The 18215-nt window shown below is 46.2% G+C and carries 14 protein-coding genes and 1 tRNA gene; 10 read left to right on the top strand and 5 right to left on the bottom strand.

The features are described 5' to 3' along the window. Nucleotides 1-380: 380 nt before the first annotated feature. The 8 genes from PPO43_RS04245 to sppA all read left to right on the top strand — a co-directional run bounded on the left by PPO43_RS04245 (nt 381) and on the right by sppA (nt 8718). A tRNA-Ser gene (locus PPO43_RS04245) sits at nt 381-467 on the top strand. A 146-nt stretch (nt 468-613) separates the two neighbouring features. Beyond that, on the top strand, nt 614-1477 hold the full coding sequence (locus PPO43_RS04240) for a MotA/TolQ/ExbB proton channel family protein (protein ID WP_272620566.1): 864 nt from the start codon (nt 614-616) through the stop codon (nt 1475-1477). 40 nt (nt 1478-1517) lie between these two features. Further along, a complete protein-coding gene (locus tag PPO43_RS04235; RefSeq protein WP_272620565.1) occupies nt 1518-2000 on the top strand; it encodes a hypothetical protein in 483 nt (160 codons plus the stop codon). Nucleotides 2001-2018: 18 nt separating this feature from the next. After that, nucleotides 2019-2552: an ExbD/TolR family protein gene (locus PPO43_RS04230; protein ID WP_272620564.1), complete on the top strand. Its 534-nt coding sequence runs from the start codon at nt 2019-2021 to the stop codon at nt 2550-2552. 18 nt (nt 2553-2570) lie between these two features. Then, on the top strand, nt 2571-3038 hold the full coding sequence (locus PPO43_RS04225) for an ExbD/TolR family protein (RefSeq protein WP_272620563.1): 468 nt from the start codon (nt 2571-2573) through the stop codon (nt 3036-3038). A 115-nt stretch (nt 3039-3153) separates the two neighbouring features. Continuing rightward, nucleotides 3154-5559 (top strand): YfhO family protein, encoded by a 2406-nt coding sequence (locus tag PPO43_RS04220; RefSeq protein WP_272620562.1) that lies wholly within the window; start codon nt 3154-3156, stop codon nt 5557-5559. A gap of 199 nt (nt 5560-5758) precedes the next feature. Then, on the top strand, nt 5759-6535 hold the full coding sequence (locus PPO43_RS04215) for an enoyl-CoA hydratase/isomerase family protein (RefSeq protein ID WP_272620561.1): 777 nt from the start codon (nt 5759-5761) through the stop codon (nt 6533-6535). A 368-nt stretch (nt 6536-6903) separates the two neighbouring features. After that, entirely contained in the window at nt 6904-8718 is a 1815-nt protein-coding gene (gene sppA, locus PPO43_RS04210; RefSeq protein WP_272620560.1) for a signal peptide peptidase SppA, read from the top strand. Between the two features lie 136 nt (nt 8719-8854). On the opposite strand, the gene PPO43_RS04205 is transcribed toward sppA, so the two are convergent. Continuing rightward, complete coding sequence (locus PPO43_RS04205) at nt 8855-9838, bottom strand: hypothetical protein (RefSeq protein WP_272620559.1); 984 nt, start codon at nt 9836-9838, stop codon at nt 8855-8857. Between the two features lie 904 nt (nt 9839-10742). On the opposite strand from PPO43_RS04205, the gene PPO43_RS04200 reads away from it, so the two are divergent. Then, complete coding sequence (locus tag PPO43_RS04200) at nt 10743-13040, top strand: RelA/SpoT family protein (RefSeq protein WP_272620558.1); 2298 nt, start codon at nt 10743-10745, stop codon at nt 13038-13040. 3 nt (nt 13041-13043) lie between these two features. After that, the gene (locus tag PPO43_RS04195; protein ID WP_272620557.1) at nt 13044-14174 is read left to right on the top strand and encodes an aminotransferase class I/II-fold pyridoxal phosphate-dependent enzyme; all 1131 of its coding nucleotides are present in this window, start codon (nt 13044-13046) and stop codon (nt 14172-14174) included. A gap of 578 nt (nt 14175-14752) precedes the next feature. On the opposite strand, the gene PPO43_RS04190 is transcribed toward PPO43_RS04195, so the two are convergent. The 4 genes from PPO43_RS04190 to PPO43_RS04175 all read right to left on the bottom strand — a co-directional run bounded on the left by PPO43_RS04190 (nt 14753) and on the right by PPO43_RS04175 (nt 17712). Further along, the gene (locus tag PPO43_RS04190) at nt 14753-15448 is read right to left on the bottom strand and encodes a response regulator transcription factor (protein ID WP_272620556.1); all 696 of its coding nucleotides are present in this window, start codon (nt 15446-15448) and stop codon (nt 14753-14755) included. Continuing rightward, the gene (locus tag PPO43_RS04185; protein WP_272620555.1) at nt 15432-16178 is read right to left on the bottom strand and encodes a sensor histidine kinase; all 747 of its coding nucleotides are present in this window, start codon (nt 16176-16178) and stop codon (nt 15432-15434) included. The genes PPO43_RS04190 and PPO43_RS04185 overlap by 17 nt, the downstream gene beginning before the upstream one ends. After that, nucleotides 16154-16798 carry a hypothetical protein gene (locus tag PPO43_RS04180; protein WP_272620554.1) on the bottom strand — a complete coding sequence of 215 codons (645 nt, stop codon included), beginning with the start codon at nt 16796-16798 and terminating at the stop codon, nt 16154-16156. The genes PPO43_RS04185 and PPO43_RS04180 overlap by 25 nt, the downstream gene beginning before the upstream one ends. 104 nt (nt 16799-16902) lie before the next feature. Beyond that, nucleotides 16903-17712 carry a hypothetical protein gene (locus tag PPO43_RS04175; protein ID WP_272620553.1) on the bottom strand — a complete coding sequence of 270 codons (810 nt, stop codon included), beginning with the start codon at nt 17710-17712 and terminating at the stop codon, nt 16903-16905. Nucleotides 17713-18215: the final 503 nt, after the last annotated feature.

The raw sequence follows: 18215 nt of genomic DNA, 5'->3' as shown, positions 1-18215 counted from the left end.
GCTGTTCGCTCGGCCCTTCGCAAAAAATGCTGCGCATTTTTGCTTGGTCTGCGGCTTCGCCGCCCCCTTTTCCATCCCTCAGCCGTTGGGCCTTTGGCCCTTTAGGACCTGCTCCAAATTCACTTAAGGTCAAATTTATTAGAAAAAAAAGGGAGTGCGCACACCCCTTTTTGAAAAAGAGGCGTCTAGAAAACAAATATTGGCCCAAAAGGTCAAGGATAAGAGGAAATTAGGCGGCTGCTGAAAATGAGGGAAATAAAGCAAAACAGAAGCTAAAAAAAGGGCCTTGTTAATTTAGGCCTAAAAAAAATTTTGTTTTATAACTTTATTTTACAAATTTTGTGCGGTTCCGAAAGCCCCGAGGGCAGTAGGAAGTAACAGGAGAGGTGCCGGAGCGGTCGAACGGGCACGCCTGGAAAGCGTGTGTGCCTTTACGGGTACCGCGGGTTCGAATCCCGCCCTCTCCGCTAATTTTCGAGCGCCTAAAGTTATTTGGGCGCTCAAATTTTCAACTACACTTTAACTTTACAGCTGCTTTCTAAGAAGCATTTAATTACTTCTTGGCAAAGACGAAAAGTAATTTTCCGAAAAACTGTTAAATCGCACATCTATTATGAAAAGATTGTTTGCTTTGTTGCTTGTGCTTGTTTTGGGAGCAACGATTTCTACCACGGCACTTTACGCCCAAGATCCTCCCGCTGATAATGGCGACTCTACTGCACAAGTAGATCCTGAAGCAGAAACTGATCCTGCTGCTACTCCTGAAGCTGCCCCCGAAGAAGAAACTGGCGCTGATGTAGAAACTGTAGATGCTGAAACTGAGAAAGTAACATTCTACCAGCAAATTAAGAAATACTATATTGATGGAGGTTGGGAATTCATGACCTTCGTATTGGTTTGTTTGATCCTTGGTTTGGCTGTAGCTATTGAGCGTATCATCACCCTTAGCTTGGCGACCATCAACACCAAAAAGTTGTTGACCAAAATTGAGGAGCATGTTCGCGCCAATGATATTGCAGGTGCTCATGAGCTTTGCAAAGCTACACCTGGCCCCACTGCAGAAGTACTTGGAGAAGGCCTCCGCCGCGTAGGCGGTGGTTTGGATGCTGTAGAAAAAGCCATCGTATCTAACGGTAGCGTACAAATGGGCCTTTTGGAAAAAGGTTTGGTTTGGTTGGCGCTATTTATCGCCTTGGCTCCCATGTTGGGCTTTATGGGTACGGTAATCGGTATGATCTCAGCCTTTGATGCGATCGAAGCCGCTGGTGATATCCGTCCTTCTGATGTAGCGGGTGGTATTAAAGTAGCCCTTTTGACTACTGTATTTGGTCTAATCACAGCGATTATCCTTCAGATTTTCTACAACTTGATTACCAACAAAGTAGACTCTCTATCTAACAAAATGGAAGATGCTACAATCTCTATGATTGACATCCTTCTAGATAACGGTCACAACAATAAAGGCAAAAAAGCCTAATTGATTTTCTCCATTCACATCCAAAAATCAGAAATGCCTTATGAACGGTGCATATCAGTTTTTGAAGAAACATGGGGTGACAATTAGCTTCTCTTTAGGTGCCTTATTGTCTCTCATCTCTATCTTCGCCATTGTTGGAGGTTTTCCAGAGCAAGCAGATAAGCCTACGCTTTATGCTTCAGGAATCTTCAACCCTGCGCTAAATATTACTTATCTACTCATTGCTATTTGTACTCTTGTAGCTATTGTAGGCCCTATTCTTTATATGGCCTTCAATATCAAAGAATCAATCAAGTTCCTAGCTATCGCCGGAGCAATGTTGGTTGTTTTCTTTGTCACTAAAGCAATGGGCACTACTCCCACTGCCGAAGAATTGGTCGTCTTTCAAGGAAACCATAACCACCACCTAGAAGGAGCCGATGTCGCTTTTGTCGATGGCCTTCTCCTCTTTGCTGTGGTCATGATCTTCCTCAGTATTGCTGCCTGGGTCTTCTCTGCAGTTTGGGACACCATTAAATCATAATCATAGAAATCAAGAATTATGGCTGAAAGACAAATCCCAGAAATCAACGCAGGCTCTATGGCCGATATCGCCTTCCTGCTTTTGGTTTTCTTCCTCGTTACTACGACTATTCAAACGGATTCTGGACTACAGGTGACTCTCCCCCAATGGGTAGATGAACCCGTGGACCCACAGGATAAAAACTCTCGTAACGTTTTAGAGGTGGTGATCAATGGGGCTAATCAGCTTGCTGTAGAAGGAGAGCCTGGCTTTCCTGTAGAAAGCCTTAAGGAAAAAGCAATTCGTTTTATCACTAATAATGGCTCTGACCCTAGTATGTCAGATAACCCCAGAGCAGCAGTGATTTCGCTGCAAAATGATGATGGAACTGATTATACTACCTACCTAGGAGTCTACAACGAACTAGAAGCTGCCTATAACGCCATTTGGGAGTCAGAAGCCCAGCGCCGCTTTGGCCGCCCATACAAAACTCTAGAAAAAGAGGACCGTATGGCTATCCGTGAGGATTATCCAAAATTCCTCTCTGAAGCGGAGCCCACTCGATTTGATTAAATCTTAAACCACTAGACCATGTCTAAATTTAAGAAGAATAAAAAGAAGGATGCCCCCGGTATCACCACTGCCTCTTTACCCGATATCGTTTTTATGTTGCTCTGCTTCTTTATGGTAGTAACCAAAATGCGTGATGCGGATGTAAAAGTGCGGGTGAGAATTCCCCAAGCTACCGAATTGGAAAAGCTGGAGAAAAAATCTATGGTGAGCCACATCTTCATCGGTCCTCCTTCACCCATTTATCAAGCTCAGTTTGGTTCAGCTCCTAAGATCCAACTCAACGATGCTTTTGCTACTCCTGATGATATCATGCAATTTGTCAATGTAGAACGTTCGGCTATTAACCCCGAACGCCACAACGAAATGACTTGTGCCATGAAAATTGATGGGGAAGTGAAAATGGGACTCATCACCGATGTAAAAACAGAGCTGCGTAGAGCCAACTTCCGCCGAGTAAGCTATTTGGCCAACAAACGCTCTAACTAGTTATAACAAGCAATCTTTTCTATAGGCTCTTCTCTTAGCTGAGAAGAGCCTTTTTTAGTCAAATTTAGTTAAACGGAAGTCCCTTAAATAGATCACTTCCTTAATTATTTGCCTTATGTCCTCTTCGCTTATTCCCCAAAAATGGCTGCCCTATAAGACTTATATCTTTTTGGGCCTGACTTCAGTCCTTTTACTCTTGGCCTTTAGCGCTTTTCTCTTTGGTCCAGACCTTTTTCTTTTTAAAGATATTGGGAGCGATACCCTCAATGTATTTTACCCCCAACTCCATCATGTTGCCGATTACCTCCAAAAAGAGGGACTCCCTACTTGGTCTTTCCAACAAGGGATGGGACAAAATATTCTCCCCCTTAGCCTAGGCGACCCCTTCCAATGGCCCCTCTATCTCCTCGGTCCAAAACAGCTGGCCTATGGCATCGCTTGGATGGAAGCGCTCAAGCTTTTTCTGGCCGCTTTCTTTTTCTTTCGCTTTTTAGGCTATAGACAGTTGGCGCCCCTGGCCCAAATGGCGGGGGGATTAGCTTTCGCTTTCTCTGGCTTTCTGCTCATTGGCGCAGGCTGGTATGTCTTCAGCACCCAAGCCGTTTTTATGGCGCTTTGCCTCTGGGGCTTCGAGCGCTTGCTCGCCAAACAAAAAGGAGAGACTTTCGGCCTCTCGGTCTTTTTTTTGGCCCTCAATATGCCTGTGGATCTCTATATTATTGGCCTTTTTGTAGGCGTTTATAGCATTTTCCGCCTCTTGGAGCTAGACCAAAAAGATAAAAAAGCCATTATCCAACTCTATCTTGGGCTAATGATCTGGGGAGCTGCTGGCCTACTCATGAGCTCGGTCCTCTTGATTAGTACCATTGACCAAATTCTCAATAGCCCTCGAGTCGGCGGAGAATCCGCCTTTTTTGCCCAATTGATGCAGGAAGGCCTCGGCAGTACCCAAAAGGCAGAAGCCCTGACCATCCTCGGCCGACTCTTTTCTCCCAACTTTTTCTTTGGCGCAGCCTACGAGCAATTGCCCAATGGTCAAAATGTACTGGCCTATAAGGGCTGGAATAATTACCTAGAGGCTCCAAGCCTCTATATCGCCCTCCCGCTGCTCTTGCTCTTGCCCCAAGCCCTGTTTTTTCAAAAGGGCAAGCAACGCTACCTAAGCTTGGCCGCCTTGATTTTACTCTTGCTCCCGCTTTTTGTGCCCTTTTTCCGATATAGCATTTGGCTGTACGCAGGTAATTATTACCGCATTTACTCGCTTTTTGTGGCCACAGGCCTGCTACTTCTGGCCCTAAAGGGACTCTCTAAGCTTTTGCAAGGGGCCAAACCCAATATCGGACTGCTCATTTTTAGCTTTGTCTTTTGGGCGGCCTTGTTATATGTCCCTTTTCTATCGGCCAAAGAGGTGCAGGTAGATCAGAGTTTGCAAAATCTGCTCTTTATCTTTTTGCTGGGGGCTGCTCTAGCCATTGCGGCCCTAGCCATTGAAAAATATCGCTTGCAGGCCTTTGGTTTTCTGGCCCTCCTCTTTTTGGGCGAGCTGATTTTCTCGGCTAAGCAGGTGTATAGCAGCGACCGCCAAATAGTCAGCAAAGAAGAATGGTCCCAAAACATAGGCTACCAAGATGAGAGCATGGCCGCTTTGGCCAAAATTGAAGCCCAAGACAAAGGCTTTTACCGCATAGAGAAGATGTATAGCTCTAGCCCCGCTATGCACAATGGCCTCAATGATGCCAAGGTCCAAAACTTCAAGGGCTCCTCTTCTTATCACTCTTTCAACCAAAAGAATTATATCCGCTTTTTGGCCAAAACAGCAGTGATTGATCCCAAGGACGAAAACCAAACCCGCTGGGCCCCCGGTATTCGCCAGCGGCCTTTGTTGCAGGTTTTGGCCAGCAGTAAGTATTGGTTGGCCAAGGAGCCGGTCAATCCTTTCTTCTATGTTTTGCAAGATAGTGTGGGGCCCGTCAAGATTTGGAAAAATAGCATGTATCTCCCGCTAGGCTTCACTTACGATAGCAAATGCGCCGAAAAGCAATGGGAGGCGCTCCCCAATGATAATCAGGCCATTCAAAAACAGATGGCTTTGCTCAAAACTTTGGTGCTGGCCCAAGAGGATCTAGCGGCTTTTGCCGCCCTGAAGGATAACCCCTTGAACCATCTTAACCCTCAGGCCTATGGCCCAAATGAGCTGGGACAAGATGTGGCCAACCGAAGCCGCAAAGTCGTTAGCTGGAGTAAGCTGGGCCAAAAGCATCTCCAAGGCGAAATAGCCTTAGAGCAGCCCGCAGCCCTCTTCCTCTCCATTCCTTTTGATCCCAATTGGCAACTTTTGGTCAATGGAGAGGCGCAGCCGATTTATCGGGCCCAACTAGGGTTCATGGCCATTCCCCTGCCGGCGGGCCAACATCAGCTCGAGCTGCAATTTTCGCCCCCTTATTGGCAGCCCGCTCTTTTGGGCAGTTTGCTCGGCTTTCTTATCTTTGGGGGCTTGCTGTTCTGGCAAAGAAAGCGATAGCTTTCTGTTTGGGGCCTCCGCTGCGGCTTCGCCTTGCGGCGCTACGTTCAGCAGCTCGCTATTCGCTCGGCCCTGCGGCGCTTGCAGCGCCTAGGTCTGCGGCTGCGCCGCACTGCCTACCATCGCTAGGCCGGCTCGCTGCGCTCGCCTCTAGACGCAGTAAATCGAAAAATATCCATTTGATCAATCAGATATCATTATGACTTATCAGAATCTTTTGGCCGTTGAAGAAAACGGCATTATTACTTTGACTATCAATCGGCCCAAAGCCCTCAATGCGCTCAATCAACAGACCTTGAAGGAGCTCAAGCAGTTCTTTGGCCAAGATGCCCTAGCCGTAGAAGGCCTTAAAGGGGTGGTTCTTACTGGAGCGGGCCCCAAGTCTTTTGTTGCTGGTGCCGATATTAGCGAGTTTACTGGCCTTGATGCTCAGGAAGGTTTGGAGATGGCCCAGCATGGCCAAGATATTTTCTTTTTGATTGAAGAGTTTAAGCTGCCTGTGGTAGCTGCCGTAAATGGTTTTGCCTTGGGCGGTGGTTGCGAGCTAGCTATGGCTTGTCATCTTCGCGTGGCTAGCGAAACGGCTCGCTTTGGCCAACCCGAAGTAAACCTAGGGATTATTCCTGGTTATGGTGGAACACAACGCTTGATCCAATACTTGGGTAAAACGAAAGCCGTAGAATTGCTTATGACTGGCGACATGATTAAGGCGGAAGAAGCTTATCGTTTGGGCTTGCTTAATTATGTAGTGCCCGCAGGCGAGGAAGTGGCCAAAGCTAAGGCCCTATTGGAGAAGATTTCGACTAAAGCGCCTATTGCTATCCAAAAAGTGATTGAATGTGTAAACAGCCACTTTAGCAAGACTGGCTTTGGCAAAGAAGTAATTGAGTTTGCCAATGCGGTAAATACGGAAGATTTTAAGGAAGGGGCTTCGGCCTTCTTGGAGAAACGTGCGCCCAATTTTAAAGGGAAGTAGGTTTTGTCCGAAATATCTGTGGGGCTGTCGACTTTTAGGGGCAGCCCTTTTTTTGTCCCAAAAACTTTAGCTATTTTCTCTAACTGATTTAGGCAGAGGACTATCTTGGTCCAATTAGGCGGCTTGGCCGCCTTCATAGCGGGCTTTAGCCCGCTATTTAAGCGAATAGCGCGAAGCGCTATGCCACTTGCTGCGGCTTTAGCCGCAGAGGCTGAGGGATGGAAAAGGGTGGTCGATAGGCCAGACCCAGCGGGCGCAGCCCGCGCAGGGCCGAGCGAATAGCGAGCCCTGGCACAGCCCGACCCGACCGCAGGGAGGGGCAGCCCCAAATCATTAGCAAAGAAAAGTATCTAATAAATCAATCATCTATGAAGAATTTTATCCGTGAGTTTTTTGCTTCCTGCTTCGGGACCATTGTCGGTCTTTTTGGTTTGGGAGCTATTGTGATGGCTATTGTCTTAATGAGCCAGCCTGGTGATCCAGAGGTAGAGGAAAATAGCATTTTGAAGTTGGATTTTGGGGCGGCTGTTCCCGAATTGAGCAATAATATCAATAAAAACGGGGCGACTGATTTGGAAAGCCTCTTTGCCGAGAATGTAGGTCTAGCCGATCTTTTGCAGTTGATTGCCATGGCGAAGGAGGACCCAAATATCAAGGGGATTTACCTTTCTCCCAAAAGCAGCCCAGGTGGTTTTGCTAGCATGAAGAAGGTCCGTGAAGCCCTAGCTGATTTTCAGGCTTCGGGTAAGTTTGTGTTGGGTTATGCCGATAACTATTCACAGTCTACTTACTATCTGGCTTCTGCCGCAGACAAATTGTATGTGCACCCTATGGGCGGTATTGATTTCATGGGCTTTGGTGGACAAATCATGTATTATAAGGGCCTAATGGATAAGCTGGGGGTAAAAGCACAGATCTATTATGCAGGTAAATTTAAGAGTGCTACGGAGCCTTTCCGCAGAACGGATATGAGCGAAGCCAACCGCAAACAAGTGCGGGAGTACCTGTCTGGAGCTTATAAGCAGTATTTGGAGGTAATTGGCGAGAGCCGTGGGATCTCTGCTGATAGTCTATATCAATTGGCCAATCAGGCTAAGATCCGCAATGCGGATGCGGCCCTACAATATGGTTTGGTAGATGGCTTGAAGTATAAGGATGAAGTCATTAAGGAATTGCGTGAATTAGTGGGCATTCAGGATGATAAAGAGGCTAAATTAAAGTTTGTAGGCCTTTCTGGCTACTATGATGTGCAAAAGAAGAACTTGCGGAAGCGCTCGGCTAATGCCGATAAGGTAGCTGTGATCTTTGCTGAGGGAAGCATTGTTGATGGCGAAGGGGAGCGCGGAAGCATTGGTGGCGAGTATTATGCCCGTACCATCCGCGAAATCCGTGAGGATGATAAGGTGAAAGCCATCGTTTTGCGTGTAAACTCTGGTGGGGGGTCTGCCTTTGCCTCTGAGGTGATCTGGAGAGAAATCGAGTTGGCTAAAGAGCAGGGCATTAAGGTAGTGACCTCTATGGGAGACGTAGCAGCTTCGGGCGGTTATTATATTGCCTCCAACTCGGATAAAATCTTTGCCGAAAGCAATACCATTACGGGGTCTATTGGGGTATTCGGGATGATTCCGAATATGCGTGAGCTTTATGAAGAGAAATTGGGCTTGACGATGGATACCGTAAAAACGGGTAAATTCTCGATCATGAGTCGTGATATGGGGCAATATTACGCCTTCAATGAAGAGGAGGGGGCCATCATTACGCAATCAATTGAGGAGATTTACGACTTGTTCAAAAACCGTGTGAGCGAGGGCCGTGGCCTCAAGCGCGCAGATGTAGACAGTATTGCACAGGGCCGTGTATGGTTGGGCACTGCTGCCTTGGAGATTGGATTGGTCGATAGCCTAGCGGGCTTGGATGCTGCTGTTAAGGAAGCCGCGAGCTTGGCCAATTTGGGCGAAAGCTATGATGAGGTACATTATCCCAAAATCAAAAGCTTTGAAGAGGAGTTGATGGAAGGTTTGACTGGAGGTAAAAAAGTTGAGTTTTCTCCTGGCGAATGGCAGAAAAACCAAATGCTTGAGGGACTTGATCCAGAGCTTTTAATCTGGATGCAGCAGGTAAAAGACTTGCGCAGCATGCAAGGGCCACAAATGCGTTTGCCTTTTGAATTGAAGGTAGATTAAGCCGTAGGCGCTGCCAAAACGAGCGGCCTAGGAGAATTTCTCCTAGGCCGCTTTGTTTTTTGGGGCGATCAGAAGCCTGTTGATCGGGCAAAGAAAAAGGAATCTCCTACAGGAGATTCCTTTTTTTCATTGGGGGCTAGTTAGGGAGTAGTTCAAGCTCTATGACTGCATTCTGATTGCTGGGATTATCCAAAACAATGAGGCGTTGTCCTAGAGGGACGTTAATTTCAATCATTTGATTGGGCAGTAGTTCATACTGTTGGTCGGGGCTATCATTAGCTTGGGCCAAAAAGTAGTAGAGGACTGCTGCGCCACGGATATGTTGCAATCGAATTCGTTCGCCACCGAGGAGGAGGCCTTCTAGTTGGGTTTGGTTGCTGCCTGGGCTGAGTTCGACTTCAAAATGGCTGTAATTATCGTCTTCCTCTTCTTGCTCTGTATTGTTGTTCTTGCTTCTGCGGAAATACTTGAGCTCATAGAAGTTGTCTACCCGTTTTGGGTTACGGTAGTAATGGGCCAAAAGGCGAGCAAAGGCGCCATAGAGCACAATGGCGAGTTCTTCGCGCTTGCTTTCCAAGTCGTCCACATTATCATCGGTATTGCCTTCTACGCCTTGTTGTTGGCTGCGGAGGTCTTCTAGTTGCTGGCCAAAAGCGAGGACTGTTGCGCCTAGTCCCTGAAGTTGAGGGTCATTGCTCAAGAGGTCGCCCAAAGTCATGACCGCCTCGATGCGCATATCGTAGGTCCCTTTTTGGAAGGGCTTTCTGCCATCGGGGAGGAGTCGGTTGTAATCGCTAGTGATGACATCATAAGTCATTTGGATTTCAATATCCCAACGGCGAATTTCAACGCTGGACAATTGTGCAATTAGGGCTTCAAATGCTGCTGTTTTTTGATGGTAGCCTCTTTGATCGATGGTATTCTTGCGGTACTGAAGAAGAAAGTCATCATAAGCGGGCAGAATAAAGTTGAGGATGTCTTGAATGACAGGATCCGAAGCGGCTTTTTCGGTCAATTTGTGAACATGATCCTTAGCTAAAAGGTACATCTTCTTTTTGTTGTCTTTGGTGATGGTATAGACGAAGTTTTCCGTCTTAATCCAGCCTGTAATTTCTATCATAGTATAAAAACTTGAGGTGATGAAAAGGAGTTACGTTATAAATATACGTATACACATTTATAATGTCAAGACTTTTGGTGGAAAAACTATAACTTTTTAATAGTTGCTGTTTACGTAGATATTTTAATGCTGTTTTTAATGATGTTGATAAAGTAGGTTGTATCTATTTGTAGTGTCTGCTTAAAACTCTCTTTTAGCTTGAGGCCAGAGCTAAATGTAAGGATACAGATGCCTCTGGCCTGGGGCCAGAGCTAAATGTAAGGATACAGATGCCTCTGGCCTGGGGCCAGAGCTAAATGTAAGGATACAGATGCCTCTGGCCTGGGGCCAGAGCTAAATGTAACGATACAGATGCCTCCGGCTTGGGGCCAGAGCTAAATGTAACGATACAGATGCCTCCGGCTTGGGGCCAGAGCTAAATGTAACGATACAGATGCCTCCGGCTTGGGGCCAGAGCTAAATGTAAGGATACAGATGCCTCTGGCCTGGGGCCAGAGCTAAATGTAAGGATACAGATGCCTCTGGCCTGGGGCCAGAGCTAAATGTAACGATACAGACGCCTCTGGCTTGGGGTCAGAGCTAAATTCAAGTCTAGAGTTCCTTACAAAAGCTAACTTGATGCTTGCTGATAGCTTAAGGTGGGCTAAAAGGGGGGGACTAAGCCTGTGGAAGGCGTTTAAATTCTTTGATCCTTGGACAATAGCTTAAAAAAGTTTGGAAAAGCAAGGGCTTCTCTCTAAATTTCTTTTTTGCTGCTGCTGTCCTCTGCGCTTAGAAGTTAGAAGAGGGGCGCTCTTGTCTTTGGGATAAACATTTTTTGTTTGTAGGGCAAAGCAAAAAATAAAGTGGCGGCCTAGCGCCAAATTTATGGATAAGCAGGCTGGCTCAAAAAAAGGATAAAACTATGGTAGACTATATAGAAGAAAAGCTGGCGCCATTAAATTTGCCAGATCCCACCGCTGACCTCAATGCAGAGGAAGAAAAAGAAGTTTATGCAGCTTTTGAGCATTTGCTTGGCAGCCTGCGAATGGATTATCCCCCAGAGGAAGAAAGAGAAATGCGCTTAGCATTTACCTTAGCTTTTCGGGCGCATGCTGGGCAGAGACGAAAGTCGGGCGAACCCTACATTTTGCATCCGATAGAGGTGGCTCGTATTTGTGCCGATGAGTTGGGCTTGGCGCCTCGCTCAATTAAGGCGGCCCTTATGCATGATGTGGTTGAAGATACGGAGGTAACTTTGGCTCAAATTCGCTTTTTGTTTGGGCAAAAGGTCAGCTCTATTGTAGATGGCTTGACCAAGTTTTCGGGTATTGCCAATGCCAATAATGTACAGGGCGACAAGATGAGTAGCCCACAGGCCGAAAACTTTAAAAAAATCCTGTTGACTATTGCCAAGGATGTGCGGGTCGTGCTCATTAAGATGGCGGATCGTCTACATAATATGCGGACGCTGGGCTCTATGCCTCATCATAAGCAATTAAAAATTGCTTCAGAAACCTCTTATATCTATGCTCCTTTGGCCCACCGTCTGGGATTCTATTCTATTAAAACGGAAATGGAGGATTTGGTCATGAAGATCATTGAGCCCGAAGAGTACCAAGATATTGTCAAGAAACTTCAAGAAACTAAGGACGAGCGAGAGGCCTATATCGAAGATTTTATTGCTCCTGTGCGCAAGGCTGTAGAAGCCGCAGGCTATAAGGCCCGCATCTTTGGTCGGGCCAAGTCCATTTCGTCTATTAACAACAAGCTGAAGAAGAAGCAATTAGCCTTTGAGGAAATTTATGACTTCTTCGCTATTCGGATTGTTTTAGATTTGCCCATTGAGCGAGAAAAGGCGGCTTGTTGGAATGTTTATTCCATCATTACAGATTATTATACCCCTGTGCCCGAGCGCCTAAAGGATTGGGTATCTATGCCAAAGACTAATGGCTATGAATCTTTGCATACGACGGTTATGGGGCCCAAAGGGCGCTTTGTCGAAGTGCAGATTCGCTCTGAGCGGATGGATGAGATTGCTGAAATGGGTTTTGCGGCACACTGGAAATACAAGGGGGTTAAGTCTAGTCAAAGCAGTACTTTTGAGCGTTGGCTAACCAAAGCAAGAGAAATGCTGGAGAATCCAGAAACCAATGCTATTGAGTTTTTGAACAGCTTCAAATCAAATCTTTTTGCCGAGGAGGTTTATGTGTTTACGCCTAAGGGAGATCTTCGCTTTTTCCCGAAAGGGGCCACGGCTCTAGATTTTGCTTTTGATATTCACTCTGAAGTGGGCTACCATTGTAAGGCGGTCAAGGTGGCCGAAAAGATTGTTCCGCTTAGCTATCGCCTCCGAAATGGAGATCAGTTGAGAGTAGTAACAAGTCCCAATCAAAAGCCAACAGAGGGTTGGTTGAAGATGGTAGAAACTGGACGGGCAAGGCATAAGATCCGTCAAGCGCTTCGAGAGGAGCGCATGAAGCTGGGGGCTTTGGGGAAAGAAACCCTAGAGCGAAAACTCAAAACCCTCAAGCTAGATGCCGACGAGAATATAGATGTTCTAGTCAAGTACTATGGCTTAGAAAATCGGCCAGCCCTTTATTATGGGATTTATCAGGGGCAGTACAATCTAAATGAGATTAAGCTCTTGCGGCAAGAGCAAGGAAAATTATTTCCAGAGTTAGCAGATACGCCCAAAGAGGAGATTGCACAGATGGAAAAGCCCAAGGGCCCGAGATTACGCCCCTTGGCTAGTCGCAAACAGTTTAAGAAGCCCAAATTGGTTGTTGATGGCGAAGATGCGAGCAACTATACTTATTCCTTGGCGACCTGTTGCAATCCAGTAATGGGAGATGATATCTTTGCTTATGTGACCTCTAAACATGGCTTAAAGATTCATCGGACGACCTGTCCCAATGCCGAGCATATGCAGGCTACTTATGGCTATCGGATTAAAAAGGCGGAATGGATAGAGTCTGGGGAAACCTCTTTTGTAGCCGATCTCTTGATTACAGGTATGGATGATATGGGCGTAGTGCAGCAGTTGTCCAATATTATTACCAATGAGTTGGGCGTGAATATGCGCTCGTTTTCTATGGAGGGCCTTGAGGGTCATTTTGAGGGCCGAATTAGTTTGATGGTACAGAATAAGGACCAGCTCAAGCAAATCATTATGTCGATTAAAAACTTGGATGCGGTAAATACTGTGGCCAGAATTGAGTAAGTCATGAAGCATGAAGAACGGCTGCAAGAACGCCTTGCCGCCTATGCTAAGCGGGGGATGCAGCGCAGCTTGCGTTATCAGCCAGACCTAATTAGCTTTAGCTCGAATGATTATTTGGGGCTGGCCAAGAATCCTCAGCTATTAGCTGCTTTGGGGCAAGAAAAATATGAGCAAATGGGAGCCACGGGCTCTCGTTTGCTTTCTGGCCATCACCCCGCTATGGAGGAGTTGGAGCAGCAGCTGGCCCAATTTCATGAAGCAGAAACGGCTTTGCTTTTCAATACAGGCTATTTGGGCAATTTGGGCCTGGTCTCAGCGCTTTTGCAGCGGGGCGATACCTTATATTATGATGCCTTGGCCCATGCGAGTCTGCATGATGCCCTGAAGTTGGCCAAGGGGGAAGCTTTTGCCTTTGCCCATAATGATATAAAGGACTTGGAGCGGCAGTTGGCCCAAGATCGAGCTGGATTGCGCTACATTTGGGTCGAATCGCTTTATTCTATGGATGGCGATCAGGCGCCTTTGTTGGCTCTTGTCGATTTAGCCGAGCGTTATGAGGCGGCCCTTTTGGTAGATGAGGCGCATGCAACGGCTTGTTTTGGTCCTAATGGGGGCGGTTTGGTTCAGGACTTAGGTTTGAGTCAGCGCATTTTTGCTCGTCTGCATACTTTTGGCAAGGCGATTGGCGCGCATGGGGCTGTGATTTTGGGCAGCCCAAGTCTGCGTAATTATCTAATCAATTTTGCACGTCCCTTGATTTATAGCACGGCCATGTCTCTGCCCCAAATTGGGCATTTGTCCTTGGTTTATCGCTATTTGGAGCAGGAGGGAGCGCGCTTGCGAGCCGAACTTAGGCAGCGGCTAGAGCATTACTTAGCATTAAGAGAAAAACTATCTCTATCCGATTATCTGACGGCTAATCAGGGGCCGATTCAGGCTATTTTTTGGCCTGGAAATGCAGAGGTCATGGCCCTTTCTGCGCATTTGATGGGGGCGGGCTTTGACCTGCGCCCAATCCGATATCCTACGGTGGCTAGGGGACAAGAACGCCTGCGCATTTGCCTACGGGCAGATATGGATGTAGAGGATATTTCGGCTTTGTTGCAGGCTTTGGCGGCTTATGTTCGGCCTTAGTGCTTGGGATAGTCCTTTTTAGTTCTAGGCTATTTTATTGAGGGAGGATGAGGGGCCTCCGCTGCGGCTTCGCCTTGCGGCGCTACGCTTTGGGGCTCGCAGTTCTGCTCGGCCCTGCGGCGGCTTTGCCGCCTGGGTCTGGCCCTTCGGGCCACCCCGCCGCATCGCTAGGCCGTTCTGGCCCTTGGGGCCAGAGGCGGCTTCGCCGCCTAATTGGTCTGGGGAAAATTGTAGCAAGTGGCCAGCCAGCCCGAGGGATTCCGTAAGGAATCCTGTAGAGGGGTGGGTGGGCGGGGACATATTGAAGCAGGCCGAGCGAAGCGAGGCCTACCGCTTAAAAGGGGCAGACAAAAGGCCGAAGCAGAAAGAATTAAGTGAAAACAAAAGTGGAGCGGCCCAGCGCTGCGCAGCGGTGGCCGCAGGCCAGACCGAGCTTTTGAGCGCAGCGAAAAAGCGAAGGGCCGAGCGATGAGCGAGCCGCGCAGCATAGCGGCGGCCAAGCCGGGCATTCTGCCTGGCTTGGCCGCGGGCCCCAAAATAAAAACAAGAGGGGAAAAAAGAAATAATGCTTGGGAAGGTTAATTCATCCGAATACAGTCGCTAGGTTTAATTAGGCCTTGTTCTATGGCATAGACGACAAGGCCAACGGCATTTTTAGAGCCTGTTTTAGAGAGTAAATTGCTTTTATGGGCCTCAATGGTTTTGACCGTTAGGCAGAGTTTTTCGGCAATTTCTTTGGTGGTATATTGTTGAGCGATGAGTTGGAGGACCTCCAATTCTCGGGGGCTAATTGCTGTAGTGGGGTCGAGTTGTAGTTTGGGTGATTTGGCTGTAATTTGGGCGCGTAGGGATTGCATTTGTTCGGAGGTAAAATAGTGGCCTTTTTTGTGGACCTCCTCCATAATTTCGACCAGTTGTTCCTTATCAATTTCTTTGGGTAAGAAGGCGTGGGCGCCTAGGCTCATCATTTGGCCAATGTAAGCTGTTTTATAGTAAGAAGTTAGGACAATAATTTTTGCGGTGAACTGCTGTTTGTTCAATTGTTCGAGGACCCAGAGGCCGTCGCCATCTTTCATGCGCATATCGAGGAGGATAATATCAACCTCTTGAAAGCTAGGGAGCTTTGTTTTTTCGATAAATTCTTGGCCGCTATTGGCGGTTAGGCTGACGGTGCAGGGAAGCGGAGAGAATTTTTCTAGATATTCGGTGAGTAGTTGGACCACTAGAGAGTCGTCATCGGTAATTGCAATGTTGATATTAGTGAGTTGGCTCATAGTTGAGGAAAATAAAAGTAGTTCCGTGTGGATAATGGGGTTTAAACTTAAATTGGCCATTGAGTATTTGGCTGCGCATAGCGATATTCTTTAGGCCGAGGCCAGCTTGTTTATTTGGGCTAAAGCCTTGGCCATCATCTTGGATGAGGAGGACCAAATAGTTGTTTCGGTAGCGATAATAAATATCTATACGGCTAGCCTTGGCGTGTTTATCAATATTGGTAATAAGTTCTTGAAAGATGCGGAAGAGTTGGAGTTTTGCTTCTTTAGAAAGCTCCTTATTATTACCGGCATTGAGGTTAGATATAATTTTATATTTCTGTCGAAAGGGTTCGATAAAGTCGAGGAAAATTGTTTCCATATTCACTTGATCGATCATGGGGGGGCTCAGGTCGTGAGAGAGGCCTCTAGCTTTTTGGATACTTGTTTTAAGCATTTGGTTAATTTGGGGATTAAAGTTAGAGAGCTTAATGCGGTAGAGTTGGGCGATAAGGTCGTCATGTAATTCTTCGGCAATTCGGGCGCGTTCTCTTTCTTGGATTTCTACGGTAGCGGAGGCGAGGGCTTTTTGGTGGTTAATTTCGAGTCGGTGTTTTTCTTCTTCGGCGGCTTTAATTCTTTTGAGGTGGATGCGGAGGAAGAAGAAAAAGAGAAAGAGGAGGAAGCCAAGGAGGAGGGTTCCTACGGCAAGGAGGATAAAAATGGTCAAGGCGTCTTGCTGCGTACCCATCCGTAATAAATTAAGGCGATATAGAATAATTGAAGGCAGATAGCTCTGATCGTCCAGAAGCCAGAGACTAAAGTAAGGCTTTCGCTAATTAGGTATTTAGTGGCGAGGGCCAGAAAGGCGTCTAGGCTAAAAAAGAGGAGGATACTGGCGTTGAGAAGAATACTAGATTTTTTGCTGGGTTTTAGTCCACTGACTAGTAAGTAGAAGTAGAATAAGCTAGCCAGCATAATGGCGATCGAGTAGGGGAGTCGGTCATAATATCTTAGTTGCTGATAGTAGGGGGCTGGCAAGCTGAAGATGAGGAAGGGGAGGAGGCCGAGGCTTGCGGTCAGTAGTATTTGTATAGGGGGGCGTTTAAATAGGTAGTGGTTATAATATATATTGAGGAAAGAAAAGTGAATAAAAAAAGAGAGGATAAACATAAAGAAGACGCTTTCCTGTCGGTAGAAGCCGATATAACTGGCTAGGCCTTCTGTGCTGAGCAGGGCTAGTAGGTAAATGCTGAGCCAGGTTTTTTCATTGTATCTCTTTCCGAAAAGTTGAACTAAGCAGCCGATGCTAAGAATTAGAATAGCCGAAATGGCGATTAGTCGACCGACTAACTGTATAAACTCCATCATAAGTAAATAGCCCCAATTTGATTGGGGCTAATGTACTTAAAATCTAAACGTAGTTAGATAGACTGGGGGAAAAGTTTGGGGAGGGATTACAGAGTTCTGGGGATTTAGGAAAGCAAGGGGAAATTAGTTATTGCGCTATATGGGGGGCAGGGGGTACTAATATCTGCGGTACGATTGGCTAAGACAAAGTTAATTTCTTCGCTAGAATCTTTTTTGGGGTCGTATTGGGCCAAAAAGACATCGATGGCGTTGCGGTAGTTGTCGTTGGGAGTGTTTTTGAGGGCAAAAAAGAGGAAGACTTCTTGGCAATTCTCTTGATTAAAAAGAAACTCGAAGTCTTGGAAGGGGATTTCAAAAGCTTGGACTACTTGTTCGGCCTGTGCTAATTCTTCGAACCATTGGGGGGCATACATCAGCCATCGGAAGCCTGGAATAACGGCATCTACATGGTTGCGTAGGTTTTGGTGAAACTGGGCAAATTCTTCAGGCGTCTTCAATTGATCAATGATTTGGTTAAAGCTTGCTTTGATTAGCTCTTTTTGTTTATTAGTAGAGGTGTTGGGTTCATCATCAAGTACTTGGAGGAGCTTTTGAATCAGTTGGAGTAGTTCGTTCGGTTTATGTTGTTTTAGGGGAGGCTGTTGTGGTGGAAGACTAGGTTTAATGTATTTTTTTTCAAAAATAGTTTGGCCGAGGATATATTCTTGGGCTTGGTCGTGGTATTCATCAATGAGGTAGAAGCAGGGTTCATTATTTTTATTGGCTAAATAGAGGTGAACACAAGTTGATTGCTTATTCCATTGTTCAAACTCCTCTTTACTAACACATAATCCACTGCCAGCTTGTAAAAATTGAAAGCCTTTGGAGCTATTTCGGATATCGTTCCAAGCTTGGATATATTCTTTTATCTGCATAATTAACGATTAAAAGGATGAAATATCAGTATTTTTAATAACAAGGGTGGCTTGTCCATGAATGTATTGAATGCGTTTTCTGGTGTAGCAGCCATTGATAAATAGGTGAATATATTGGCTGATTGTTGTTTTACAATATCGATTACTCTGAGAAAGGTCTATACATTTATTGGGGCCTAGAGGAATAAATACATCTTCTGTATTGCCTTTTTGGGAGCCAACAATAGTAAGTCTATGTTCAGATTGATTATCTATTAGATAGACTTTGGTTTGTAATTGTATAACTTTTTGGAGCTGTTTAATATAGCTTTGGAGGGAACAAAAAAGAGAGTATATAATTCTTTTGGGAGTAGGTTGCATAACAAAAGGGTTGAAGTAATAGGGATTTGCTTATGTCACAAATATATTCAGAGAGGAGCTAGTTTTTGTTAGGGTTTCCCCTAGTCTTTTTGTTTTTAGGGGTTTCCCTAAAACAAAAAAGCAGCTATTCCAAGACTGGAATA

Source organism: Saprospira sp. CCB-QB6, from assembly GCF_028464065.1.
In the GTDB taxonomy this organism is placed as follows: Bacteria; Bacteroidota; Bacteroidia; order Chitinophagales; family Saprospiraceae; genus Saprospira.
The sequence above is the reverse complement of the archived record's forward strand: the minus strand, read 5'-3'. Positions and strand labels throughout refer to the sequence as shown.